The organism is Streptomyces yongxingensis (assembly GCF_055597465.1).
The window spans coordinates 2,751,136-2,764,433 of record NZ_CM145717.1; the positions used below are offsets into that span (position 1 = coordinate 2,751,136).

At 73.6% G+C, this 13,298-nt stretch carries 5 protein-coding genes; all 5 read right to left on the reverse strand.

The window, feature by feature from the left end; translation table 11 throughout:
* Nucleotides 1-4 precede the first annotated feature (4 nt).
* Nucleotides 5-2,386, reverse strand: coding sequence for an SDR family NAD(P)-dependent oxidoreductase (locus tag ACZ6TD_RS11550; RefSeq protein WP_471353161.1), 2,382 nt, complete (start codon nucleotides 2,384-2,386; stop codon nucleotides 5-7).
* Nucleotides 2,383-8,430 (reverse strand): SDR family oxidoreductase, encoded by a 6,048-nt coding sequence (locus ACZ6TD_RS11555; RefSeq protein WP_471353162.1) that lies wholly within the window; start codon nucleotides 8,428-8,430, stop codon nucleotides 2,383-2,385. The genes ACZ6TD_RS11550 and ACZ6TD_RS11555 overlap by 4 nt, the downstream gene beginning before the upstream one ends.
* 36 nt (nucleotides 8,431-8,466) lie before the next feature.
* Entirely contained in the window at nucleotides 8,467-10,029 is a 1,563-nt protein-coding gene (locus ACZ6TD_RS11560; protein ID WP_471353163.1) for an acyltransferase domain-containing protein, read from the reverse strand.
* Between the two features lie 342 nt (nucleotides 10,030-10,371).
* Nucleotides 10,372-11,745: an NAD(P)/FAD-dependent oxidoreductase gene (locus tag ACZ6TD_RS11565; RefSeq protein ID WP_471353165.1), complete on the reverse strand. Its 1,374-nt coding sequence runs from the start codon at nucleotides 11,743-11,745 to the stop codon at nucleotides 10,372-10,374.
* Nucleotides 11,746-11,826: 81 nt separating this feature from the next.
* Nucleotides 11,827-13,290: an MFS transporter gene (locus ACZ6TD_RS11570; protein WP_471353167.1), complete on the reverse strand. Its 1,464-nt coding sequence runs from the start codon at nucleotides 13,288-13,290 to the stop codon at nucleotides 11,827-11,829.
* Nucleotides 13,291-13,298: the final 8 nt, after the last annotated feature.

A 13,298-nucleotide genomic window follows, 5' to 3' on the forward strand; every position in this document is an offset into this window, starting at 1 on the left:
CTTTCTATTCCGTCATGTTTCCCAGCGGGCCGGAGAGTCCCGAGACGGTCGCCACGGGCTCCCCGGAGTCTGCGTCGGTGATCCGCCAGACGCCGAGCGAGGGATCACCCTCGACGCGGGTGGGTCCGCGCTCGGCGGAGTGCGGTGCGATCCGGCCGAGGATCAGGGGGTCGGCGGTGACCGAGAGGCCGTCGCCCGGGGTGGTGCACCGCCGCACCACGTTCTCCAGCGCGGCGATCGGAAGGGCCGTCCCGGGCACGTACGGCGTCGCCCACAGGTCGACCGGCAGGCAGCGCGGGACCTCGGCCACCAGGCGGCCCTCCGGCCCCGCCGTCCATGCGGAGAGCGGCACCACGGCGCCGCGCCAGTGCAGGAAGGGCGGCCCGGAGCGGAGGGTGGTGGTCTGCTGGACGTCGGGGCGCGGCGGAGCGGGCGGCCGGGGCGGGCCGGTCTCGTGGACGATGCGCAGGCTCGCCTCCGGGCCGTCCCTGCCGCCCTCGTGGCGGTAGCGGACCTCCACGATCCAGTCGTGCCCCTCGTGGAAGCCGCGGATCTCGCGGACCAGCCGGATCGCGGGGCCGTCCCGGCGCAGCAGCGCCAGCGGCACCACGATCTCCTCCAGCGCACCGGCCCGCAGCGCCGGGAAGTCCTCCGGGACGATCCATTCGGCGGCCCGCAGGGCGTTCTCCAGCAGCAGGGAGGGCGGCAGCGCGGGGGCGCCGTCGATGCGGAAGTCGCCGAGCGCGGGGGTGTGTTCGGGGTCGAAGACCACGCGTGCCGTGAGCTGGGCGTGCGGCTGGTAGGAGGTCACCTCGCCGAGGTGGAAGATCTTCGGATAGGCGGTGGCGAAGCCGGGCAGCGCGGGCACCACCGGATAGCCGACGGCCTGCCCCGGGTCGATGGCCTTGCCCAGCGGCCCGACGAAGGTGACCTCGCCCTCGGACCCCGCCAGCAGTTCGGCCCGCCAGCGCTCAAGACCGTCCGCCACGTCGAGCGCGGCCATGTAGCGCAGGGTGGCGGCGAAGTTGGCGATCAGCCCGATGCGGTCCCAGGTGGGCCAGGCGAGGGTCATCACGGGGAACGCGGCCCGGCGGGCGGCCCACTGGCCCAGCCGCGCGAGCCCCTCGTTGGCCGCGGCGTATTCGAGCTGGCCGACCATGCCGCCGAGCCGTCCGGTGAGGGAGCCGACGCTGCAGAAGAACTTCAGGTCGCGCCTCCGCACCTCCTCGAAGACGTTGAGGAACCCCTCGATCTTGACCTCGACGGTGCGCAGGATCTCCTGATCGGTCTTCTTCGGCAGCCGGGCGGAGGTGTCCACCCCGGCGTTGTGCACCACCCCGGCGAGCCTGCCGCCCTCCAGCGCGTCCTCGCGCCGGATGAGCGCGCGCACCTGGGCGCGGTCGGTGAAGTCGCAGCGCGCGTACTCGACGCGCAGCCCCTCGCGCCGGGCGGACGTCACATGGGTGGCCAGCTCCCACAGCCGGCGGGCGCGGGCCAGCCGGCCGCGGACCGCGGCGGGCGACTCGCCCTTGGTACGGCCCGCCCAGACCTGCTTCTCATAACGCCTCCACCCGGCCTCGTCCACCCCGAACCAGGGCTCGTCCCCGCTCGGGAACGGCTCCCGGCCGGTCACCACGACCCGTACGCCGTGCCGGGCGGCCAGCGACCGGGCCAGCTCCCAGCCGATGCCGCGGCCGCCACCGGAGATCAGCACGGTGTCCTCGGGGCCGAGGCTGAGGGCGGGCGCGGCCACGGGCCGGTCCTCGGGGGTGAGGGTGAAGCGGCGGCCGTCGCGGTAGCCGACCTCGATCTCACCGGTCCGGCCGAGCTCGGCGGCGACGATGCCGGGCAGTCCGGCGGAGGCGGCCAGGTCGATGTCGACGACGCGGGCGGCCACGTTGGGGAACTCCCGGTGCAGGGTCTTGGCGAGCCCCGCCCAGATGCCGCCGAACGGCTGCTCAAGACCGTCCCGCGGATGCCGGCCCATCCCGCCGCCGAGGTAGCTGACGGCGAGATAGCACAGCCGGTCCGCGGCGGTCTCGGCCGCCCAGTCGTCGTAGACCCCGCGCAGCGCGGTCACGGTCTCGGTCAGCGCCCGCCGCCAGGACCCGGCGGAGGCGGCCCGGTCCGGGTCGTACGCCCGGCCCACGGTGAGGTCGACGATGGCGTCCACGGGCCCGGGTCCTTCCGGCTCCCGGCGCACCAGCGCGCCGTGCTCCTTCAGTTCGCGCTCCACACCGGCGGCGATGTCCTCCTCGCCGCCGATCAGCAGCACCCGCAGCCCGGCGAGCCGGGGGTGCGGCCCGGCGGGGCGGGGCAGCTCGGTGAGCCGCCACACCATCCGGGTCACCGGCTGGACCGGCGCGTCCTGCTGAGTCACGGTCATGTCCGGTCCTCCCCCGCCGGTGCCTGTTCCAGGGGGACGGCCTCGCCGGTCTCGGCGTCGATGTAGCCGATGAGGGTGGCCCTCATGTCCTTCATCTGGAGCAGCATCCGGCCGTCGGGCCGCACCGCCACGAAGCGGTTGCTGATCGTGTCGGCCGTCAGGTCGAAGCCGGGCGGGGTGACGAAGAGGTCGATGCCCTCCCCGGAGGCGGCCAGGTCGTGGTCGCTGATCTCCTCGTACAGATCGATCCGGCGGATCGAGAGCGGCGCGGCCACCGGCACCAGATGCCCGTCGACCAGGTCCAGCACCCCCACCCGGGCCAGCCCGTCGAGCAGGATGCTCGGCACGGTGAAGCGGGACCACACCGGGTCGCCGGCCGGGATGTCGGGCGCGTAGCGGGCGCGCTTGCCCCGGGCGTGGATCCGGGTGTCGGTGGTGGAGACGAAGGGGCCGGTCAGCCGCACCGGGGAGCCGGGCTGGTGGTACGGGTCGGGCACCGGGGTCTCCTCCCCCGCCGGCCACTCCTCCCAGCGCGGCGCGGTGGGCGCCTCGCTGTCGAGCAGCACCCGGGCCAGGAAGTGCACCCGGTCCTTGACCAGGACCACTCCGCTGGGCGCGACCACGTCCTCGGTGATCCGCACCTGGACGACGGTCACCTCCCCGGGGCCGTCCACCAGCTCGGCGCGGACGCGCCTGGGGCCGGCCGGGATGTCGCGGTAGACCCGCAGGAAGTGCTCGAAGCGCAGGTCCTCGAAGGCGATCACCCGCTTGCCGGGGACCAGGGCCCGGGCGGCCTCGGCGGCCAGTTCGGTGACGAAGGTGCCGGGCAGGGTGGCCTCGCCGCGCACCGTGTGGTGTTCGAGATAGCCGTCGGTGTCCAGGTCGAAGGGGCATTCGTAGACCACGGACCGCTCGTCGGACTCCACCAGCCGGCGCAGGAAGAACCCGGGCCGCCGGTCCAGATAGCCGGGGTAGAAGCGCTCCACCGTGGCGCGCTCGGCGTCGCCGAGGTGGACGACGGAGGGGCGCCGCACGGGGGCGTGGAGCTCCTGGACGAAGTGGTGGATGCCCTCGGCGATGGCCATGTTGCTGTACGAGCCCGCGCGCTCGTAGTACGCCTTGGTCAGCTCGTTGGCGCCCATGCCGACGCCTTCCCACAGCGTCCAGCCGATGGTGAACTCGTCCGTCGGCGAATCGCCGGCGCGGGTGTGGGTCGCGGCGGCGGCCAGGAAGTCGTTGGCCGCGGCGTAGTCGGCCTCCCCCAACTGCCCGAAGTAGCCCAGCAGCGAGCCGAAGTTGCACCACAGCCGGGGCGGTGCGGTGCGCAGGGCGCGCTTGAGATGGAGGTAGGAGTCCAGCTTCAGGTCGCGGATGGAGGTGAACTCGGCGAAGCCCTTGTCCTTGATCAGCCCGGAGCGCTGCAGCCCGGCGGCGTTGACCAGCAGGTCGATCCGCCCCCGCTCGTCCAGGACCCGGCCGATCACCCGGTCCACCGCCGCGCCGTCGCGCATGTCGCAGGCGAGGTAGGTGACCCGGCCGGCGCCGCTGTGGGCGGCCATCTCGTCCAGGTTGCGCTTCGCCCAGCGGGCGTTGACCATGCGGTCGAAGGCGCGGTTGATGTCGGCCACGGTGCGGCCGTCGCGCCGGGCGATCTCCGTCTTGATGTAGCCGGCGCGGCGGGCGGCGAACTCCTCGTCGGTGCCCTGGTACGTCTCCGGCGGATAGTCGTCGAGGGAGTTGCTGCCCAGGACGTAGATCCGGGGCCGGAAGTGCTCGGCGACCGCCTTGACCACCTCGGCGGTGATGCCCCGGGCACCCCCGGCGACCACCACGACCGAGTCCGGGCCGAGGACGGCAGGCGCACCCGCTTCCAGGCCGTTCGGCTCGTCGGAGAGCAGATACGCCTTCCGCACGCCGTCGAGGTCGAACACCGCGGGGAAGACCCGCTCGGCCGCGCTCTCCTCCTCCGCGCGGGCCATCGCCTCGGTGAGGTCGGTGGCCGAGGTGCACAGCGCGAAGGCGAGGCAGGCGTCGCGCTCCAGGGCCGCGGTCTTCCACAGCCCGGTGAAGAGCCCGGTGTACGGATGCGGGATGCCGCCCGGCGCGGCGCCCAGCAGCAGCGCCACGGCCGAGGAGCCGGGGTCGCCGAGGTCGTCGTAGAGGTGCTGGAGGGTCAGGTAGGCGGCGTCGTGCAGGGCGGTGAGGGCGGGCGAGGGGCCGTCCGCGGCCGCCCGGCCGAGGTCACCCACCACCCTGAGGTGGGTGACCCCGGGGCCCGCGCCCGCCAGGGCCCGGCGGACCGACTCCTCGGTGACCTCGGGCAGGTGGTGCCAGCCCGGGCGCGGGGCCGCGAGCGGCGCCGTGGACAGGACGGTGAGGTCCGCGTCCGGTGGCGCGGCGGCGGCGAGCGGCTCGGGGGCGTCGGTGAGCACCACCGCCCCGGCGGGGAGGAACGGGACGCGCTCGCGCACGGTGCGCGCGGGCAGCTCGGTCAGGACGGGCACCTGGCGGCGGACCCGTACCGGGGTGCCGTCCGCGAGCCGCCCGTCGGTGGCGAACGCGGCGGGCAGCGCGGCCGGGGCCGCCTCCGGGCCCTCGGACTCCGAGCCGGCGGACTCGGGGCCGTCACCCGGGATGGTCAGCCGGAGCCGGGCCCCGGCGGCGCCCTCGCTCCCGTCGGTGGCGATCTCCACGGTCCCCGAGGGCCGGTGCAGCGCCTTGAGGACGGCGAGTCCGCCGGCCGCGCCCAGGTAGCGGGCGTGCTCGGGCGCGGGCGCACCGCACAGCAGGGTCTCGTCCGCGGCCACTTCCCCGCGCCCCGCCTCGACGGCACCGAGCGGCTCGTCCACGTACGCGAGCACCTCGAGCCCGGCGGCGCGGGCCCGCTCCTCGGTGGTGAGCGCGAACAGGAAGGCGCCCTCGGCGAGTTCACGGGCCTCCGGCGGCAGCAGCTCGCCGATCAGCGTCCGGTACTCGGGGAGGCTGTTGCCGTTGATCCCGCCCGCGAGCGCGAAGTCCAGTTCACCGGTGCGCAGATAGCGGCCCGCGGAGGTGATGGAGGAGACGGCGGAGGCGAAGCCGGAGTCCATCGTCATGTTCGGGCCGTTGAGGTCGAAGTAGTTCGCCACCCGGGCCGAGATGATGTTGGGCATCTGGCCGGGGAAGGAGTCCTCGTTGGAGGCCGGGATCATGCCGCGGACGCGCTCGCCGAGCCGCTCCAGCACACCGGGCAGGGCGTCGGAGGGCAGCTCGCCCAGCGCCTCGGCGATGTCGTCGAGGTAGCAGCGGTTGGCGTAGAGCATCGCGGCGCGGGTCGGGCCCATATGGCCGACGAACACCCCGGTCTTGAGCGCCCGCTCCTGCCAGAAGTCGGGCATCTGGTCGCGCAGTTGATGGGCGCACTCCACGATCATCAGCTGGCAGCGGTCCAGGGCGCGGATGGTCTTGGGAGGCAGCCGGACCTTGCTGAACGGCGGCGCCGGGTACTCGTCGCCGAAGCTGTCGCGGGGGCGCGGCCCGCCGCCCAGCCAGCGGGTGACCTCCTCGCGGCCCGCCAGCCCGGGGAGATGGGCCGACCAGCCGACGATCGCCACCCGGCTGCCGGTGTCCGGGACCTTGGTGACGGTCGCGGGGGCCCGGCCGGTGGCGGTGGTGTTCGCGGCGGCGGGGCGCGCCCGGTGCTCGGAGACGATCAGATGGGCGTTGGTGCCGCCGAAGCCGAAGCCGGACACCGCGGCCAGCCGCGGGCCGTCCGGCTGCTCCGGCCAGCCCTTGTGCTCGGGGGTGATCTCCAGTCCGGTCTCGGCGAGCCGGAAGTCCTCGCGGGGGTTGGAGAAGCGGAACTGACCGGGGATGGTGTGCTCGGCCAGGCCCAGCAGGTTCTCGATGAGCGAGACCACGCCCGCCGCCCAGCCGGTGTGGCCGATCAGGGACTTGTTGGAGGTCACCGCGGCGGGCCCCTCGGTGCCGTAGTACTCCCGCAGCGTGGTGAACTCGGCGAGGTCACCGGCCGGGGTGCCGGTGGCGTGGGCGTTGACCCAACTCACCGCGCCGCCCTCGACCTCGCCCGCCTCCAGGGCGCGCCGCACCGCGAGGCTCTGACCGGCGGCGTTGGGCGCGTAGATGGCCTTGCCCTTGCCGTCGGAGGAGGAGCCGAACGCGCGGAGCACGCCGAGCACCTCGTCCCCGTCGGCCCGCGCCCGGCTCAGCCGTTTGAGGACGACCAGCGCGGCGCCGTCGGCGAAGATCACGCCATCGGCGTCCTCGTCCAGCGCGTGCACCTCACCGCGCTTGGAGAGCCCCTGGAGCTTGGAGAAGAGCACGGTGCCGCGCGGCGCGAGCGCGAAGGCGCCGCCGCAGACGGCGATGTCCTGCTTGCCCATCAGCAGGCCCTTGGCCGCGATGTCGATCGCGTACAGCGAGGAGGAGCAGGCGGTGTCCACCATGTGCAGCTCGGTGGAGGGCGGCAGCAGACCGCGCATCGCCAGCTCCCCGACGCGGTGCGGCAGGAAGCGCGAGCGGTCCTGGCCGGCGCGCCAGTAGCGGCGGTTCAGGGCCTCCTCGATGTCGCCGCGGAGGGTGGTGCGCTCGCCGTCGTCCAGCGGCAGGTCCCCGAGGATGTCGTGGGTCATCCGGGTGACGCTGTCCAGCACTCCGGCCTCTTCCAGGTGCTGGCTGCCGTCGGGGGTGTAGCCGACGACGAAGGAGCAGCGGTCGGAGTCCTGGTGGCGCACCCCGTCCAGGGCCTGGACCAGGCTGTGCCGCAGCCACATGGTGGTCAGCTCGTGGTCGTCCGCGCCCTCGGCCATGCTGTCGACGGAGCCGGGGGCGGCCTGGAAGTCGGTGATGAAAACGCAGCGGTCGGCGTACGCCTTGTCCTCGGCGGCGGTGTCGACGGCGTGGAAGTTCTCATGCCGCCAGCGGTCCCGGGGGATCTTGACGAACAGCTCGTCACCGGTCGTACGGAGCTTCCAGAACTCCTCGGGGCTGTTCGCCCCGGCGACCGCCAGGCCCATGCCGACGACGGCGATCGCGTCGTCGGGGACGTCGGGGACGTCGGGGGGCAGGTCGGAGCCGGGCGCGTCCACGGCCTCGGCGACGGCGGCTGTCGTGGCGGCGGCCCGGGGCCGTACGGGCTCGGGCCCGGGGGCCACGACGGGCTCGGGCGCGACGGGCTCGGGCGTCACGACGGGCTGGGGCGCGACGGGCTCCGGCGTCACGACGGGCTCCGGCTCGGGTGCGGCCTCCTCCCGTACGGGGGCCGCGGCGGGCGGCGACATGAGGGCGGCCCCCAGCGTCAGTCCCCCGTCGGCGAGCACCACCTGTCCGGTGATCCACCGCGAGGCGTCGGAGGCCAGGAAGGCGACGACGTCGGCGAACTCCTCCGGGGTGCCCAGCCGTCCGAAGGGGGTCGCCCTGGCGATCACCTCCTTCATCTCCCGGGCCCGGGGGAACTTGTCCGCGACCTCGCTCTCCAGCATGGCGGCCGAGGCGGTGTTCACCCGGATGCCCAGTGGGGCGAACTCCACGGCGAGATAGCGGGTGGCCGCCTCGGCGGCCGCCTTGGCGGGGGCGCAGGCCGAGTAGTTGGCCATCACCATCTGCGAGCCGCCGAGCGCCGAGACGGTGACGATCGCCCCGCCGCCGCCCCGCGCCATCAGCGGGGCCGCGGCGCGGGCGCAGCGCAGTCCGCCCTTGTAGTTGGTGTCGATGGCCTTGGCGATGTCCTCGTCGGTCACCTCGGCCAGGGGCAGCAGGGCCCCGTTGGCCGCGCTGTTGACCAGGATGTCCAGCCGCCCGTGGCGCTCCTCGATCTCGGCGAACATCCGGTCGACCTGCTCCTGCCGGGCCACCGAGGCCCGTGCGAGCTCGACCCGGGCGCCGCTTGCCACCAGTTCGTCCCTGGTGCGCTTGGCCTGGTCGTGCGAGTGGAAGTAGTTGAGGACGATATCGGCGCCGCGGGCCGCGAGGGTCCGCGCGATCGCCTTGCCCACGCCCTTGGAACCTCCGGTGACCAGGGCCACCTTCCCCGTGAGGTCATTCATGGGAACGACTGACTCCTTCTGCGACGAGGGGGCGCTTCAGCCCGTGGCGGAGGCCGGTGTGTGGGCTCGCTGGTCGTTGAGCTGCTGGAGCACAAAGTCGGTGATCTTGCCCATGGTGTTGTAGGTGGCCAGCCGGAAGCCGGACTCGCGCGGCGGCAGCCCGTAGCGGCTGGAGACCCTGGACAGGAGCTCGACCTGCTTGACGGAGTCGACGCCCAGCTCGGCCTCCAGCTGCACCTCGTCCTCGAAGACGTCCTCGGGGTATTCGAGCGCCTCGGCGTAGAGGGTCCGCAGCTCCCCGAAGAGCTGGTCGCGGCCGTACCCCTCGGACCGCGGCCCGGGGGCGGACGAGGCCGGGGCCGCCGGGGCCTCCGGTGCGGGCGCGGGGGCGGCCTCGGCGGCGGGCTCCGGCTCGACGCCGGCCGCGGGCCGCGCCTCGGGCTCGGTGCCGTGGCCCTCGGCGGACTTGCGGAAGGCGTCCAGTTCGGTGCGGACCAGCTCCAGCACCATGTGGCCGCGCTCGCTCCAGTACGCCGCGAAGACGTCCTCGGGCACCGAGGGGGCCAGCAGCTCGGCGAGCCCGCCGCGCTCGGGCGCCGCCAGACCGGCCTCGCGCAGCGCGTCGAGGGTGCCGTCGAGCGCCAGCCGTCCGCCGGTCAGGGCCAGCGTGGGCAGCGACCGCACCGCGGAGCCGTCGTCGGTCACCTTGGCGACCAGCTTGGAGAGCGCGGCGCGCCCGCCCGCCTCGACGAACACCTCGGCGCCGGTCTCCCGCAGGTGCCGTACGGCCGCGGCGAACCGCACCGGCCGGGTGAAGTGCTCGGCCAGCAGATCGGCGAGGGCGTCGCCCGGCTCGTAGTAGCGCTGGAGGATCGGCGAGTACACCGGGCGATTCAGCGGACGCTGGTCCAGCTTCCGTACATACGCGGCGAACTCGGGGGCGGCGGGTGCGAGCGCCGGGGTGTGGAAGGGGAACGGGGTGTCGATCTCGATGGCGCCCACGTCCAGTTGCCCGGCGATCGCCACGACCCGGTCCAGGATCCCGGCGGGGCCGCTGACCACGGTCTGCTCGTCGTGGTTCTCGGTGGCGACGGCCAGCAGCGGCTCGTCCACCAGCTCCAGCAGCTTGCGGGTGCGCTCGGCGCTCGCGGCCAGGGCCACCATGCGCCCGTCGACCCCGCCCTGCCGCTCGATCACGGCCACGCGCTGGGCGACGATCCGGACCCCGTCCTCGACCGAGAAGGCACCGGCCGCCACCAGGGCGGTGATCTCGCCGAGGCTGTGCCCGGCCAGGACGTCGGGGGCGACGCCCTGGGCGGCGAGGATCTCGTAGGCGGCCAGACCGGCGCCGTAGATGGCGACCTGGGAGGCCCAGGGGTCGTTGTCGAGCAGATCGCGCAGATCGGCCTTGCGCTCACCGAAGAGCACCTCGGAGATGCGGCTGCCGTAGAGCTCCTCGGTCACGGCGTCGAGCCGTTCGAAGACCCGGCCGATCCGGGGATGGCGCTCCTTGGCCCGGCGGAGCGCCTCGCCGTCGAAACCCCCTTGTCCGGGGAAGAGGAACGCCGTCGTGACGCCGGGGGACGGATTGCTGGACATGCCGATGCCTCCATGGCTGTGGTGGTGACGGTGGGTGAGGTGCGCCACCCGCGCGGGTGGCGCGGCGCTGTGGGCGGCCGAAGGCCGTTGTGAGGTCGCGGCCGTGCCCGGTGGGCGCGGAGCGAAGGAGCCCGGCTACGGGGCGTCCGGCGGACCACGCGGCGGAGCCGCAGATCGGTGCTTTCCGCTCCCCGCCCCTTACCGCGGTATCGCTGTGCGGCTCCGCCGCCTGGCAGGGGCTTCGCCCCCAGGCCCCGGGGGTCCGGGGCGGAGCACCGGTTGTGGGAAGGGGCGGGGAGGGGAGCAGCCCGCCGCAGGCGTACGCGTACCGTCGGACACCCCCTAGGCCACGCGGGCGACCGGGGAGTCGAGCAGGAAGGTGCCCATGCTCCCGAGGTTGGCGGCGATCAGCCGGTCGGCGAGCCGGGTCGCCGGGGGCAGATGCCGGGGGGCGCCGCGGACGAGCCAGCGCACCATCCGGATCTTCCAGCCCGGCTCGGAGCCCGGCGGGATGTGGTCGAAGAGGGCGTGGATATTGGCCGGGGAGTAGAACTCGGCGGGCGGGACGATGGTGGCGAACATCCCGACCATGCCGCTGCCGTGGTGCGGGCTGCGCGCCATCGCCCGGATGAACTCCAGCTCCTCGCGGCTGTAGTCGGCGATCGCGGCGTGGTCGCGGGTGTACCGGAAGTGGCCGCTCACCAGGGCGTCGCGGCGCCGGGCGTAGCCGGCGAGGGCGGGGGCGAGGTCGCGGTCCCCGGCCAGGGCCGGCTCCACGGCCTCCACCAGCAGTTCGGCACCGCGCAGCGAGTCGGTGATACCGGCGGCGGTGATGGGGTCGCGGGTGTAGCCCGCGTCGCCGACCAGGGCCCAGCCGGGGCCGTGGCAGTGGCGCAGGAAGTTGGGGACCGCGCCGGTCATCCACGTGTCGACGCGCCGGGTCTCCCGCAGACGCGCCGCGAACTCCGGGTCGACCTCCTCGAAGGCGGAGACGACCGTGGCGTCGCGCTCCCCGTCGGCGGACGCCTTGAAGTCCTTGACCGGCAGGGCCAGTCCGACGATGGTCAGGCCGTCGTGGGTGGGCCAGGTGAAGGCGTGCTGATGGCGGTGGCGGTAGGTGCGCACCTTGCCGTCGTGCGGCAGACCGGCCCAGTACGACCAGTGGCTCTTGTTGAGCACCGGGTGGGAGTCGTACTTCTCGGCCCCCACCAGCCGGGCGACGGTGGAGTTCGAGCCGTCGGCGCCCACGACCAGCCGGGCGTGCTCGACGATGGAGGTGCGGTCCTCGGTCTCGGCCCGGACGCCGATGACGGTGCCCTGGGCGTCCGTCAGCAGCTCCCGCAGCGCGACCTGTTCCCGCAGCTCCGCCCCGGCCTTGACGGCGGCCTCGAGCAGGATCTCGTCCAGCTTGCGGCGCTCCGGGGAGTACGCCTCGGCCACACCCTCGACGGCGGGCAGCTTGGCCATCAGCGATACGGGGCCGCTCTGGAGACCGTAGGAGTGAATGGGCGGGCAGCCGGTGGCCGCCACCTCGTCCAGCAGCCCCCAGCGCTTCAGCCGGAGAATTCCCGGAGGGTGGACCAGATTGGTGGCGGCCCCCTTACCGCCGGGGAATTTCGCCCGGTCGAGGAGAAGGACCCGGTACCCCGCTCTCGCCAGGAGCATCGCGGTCGATGCCCCGCTGATGCGCGCTCCTACCACAATGACGTCGTACATAGCGTCCCCCATACCCAACGGTCACCCGGGGTCCGGGGGCCGGTGGATCTTCTTGTTCGCTCTGACTTCGCTCTGTCGAAATTAGTTGCGCGACCGACTCGGGAGGTTTCCCTGGTATGAATCCTCGACGGCCCCCGAAGAAATCACCTTCGTCTCGGCCGGTGCGGTGCGGCCGCGCGGTGCCGTGAGAATGGCCAGACAGCCGGCAGCGGCGATTCCGGCACCGATCCAGGCGGCGGGCCGCAGCCCGTCCACGAATTCCTGGGGCGAGCCGTATCCGCCCAGCGTGGTGAATACGGAGGTGAGCACCGCGACGCCGAGTGCGCCGCCGAGCTCCCGGAAGGTGTTGTTGGCGCCCGAGGCGATTCCCTGGTCGCGGGGCGCGACGACGTTCATCGCCATTTCCGCGACGGGCGAGAAGAACAGCCCCAGGCCGATTCCGCCGAGCACCAGACCGGGCACCTGGTCGGCGTAGGCGGTGTCCGCGCTCACCACGGACGCCAGCCAGCCGAGACCCGCGGCCTCGAACAGCAGGCCCGCGGCGACCACCAGACGGTTGCCGAGCCGGGCGGTCAGCAGCGCCGCCAGCGGGGCGACGACGACCGGCATCGCCGTCCACGGCAGCATCTTCACGCCCGCCTCCAGCGGCGAGAAGCCCTGGATGTTCTGCATGAACTGGGTGAGCAGGAAGACCAGCCCGAACATGGCCGCGAACATCAGCAGGCTGGCCGCGTTGACCGCGCTGAACGCGCGGTTGCGGAACAGCCGCATCGGCAGCATCGGTTCGGCCGTGCGCAGCTCCCAGCCGACGAAGAGCGCGAGCACCACCAGGCCGCCGGCCAGGAAGCCGAGCACCTGGCCGCTGGACCAGCCGTGTTCGGTGGTGGACACCAGCGCGTAGACCACGCCGAACACCCCGAGGCTGACCAGGACGGTGCCGACCGGGTCCAGCGAGGTGTCCGGGCGGGTGGACTCGGCCAGCTTCCACAGGCCGAGCGCCAGCACCACCACGCCGATCGGCACATTGACCCAGAAGATCCACTCCCAGGAGATCTTCTCCACCACGGCCCCGCCGATCAGCGGGCCGAGCGCGACCGCGAGCCCGCTGAGGGCGCCCCAGACGCCCAGCGCGACACCGCGCCGGCGCTCGGGGACGGCCACCGTCAGCAGGGTGAGCGTCAGCGGCATCACCACGGCCGCCCCGAGGCCCTGTACGGCCCGGGCGGCGATCAGGGCGTCCGCGCTGTCGGACAGCGCCGCGGCGGCGGAGGCCCCGGTGAAGACGACGAGGCCGGCCAGGAACACCCGGCGGCGCCCGAACCGGTCACCGGCGGCCGCACCGGCCATCAGGAAGACCGAGAAGGTGAGGGTGTAGCCGTTCACCGTCCACTCCAGGTCCTGGAGGCTGGTGCCCAGGTCCTTCTGGATGGCGGGCAGCGCGGTGATGACGACGAGGTTGTCCAAGGCGGCCATGAAGACGGTGAGTCCGGACACCACCAGCGTCCACACGGGGTTCATTCCGATCGGGCCGGAACGGTCAGTCATGAATACCT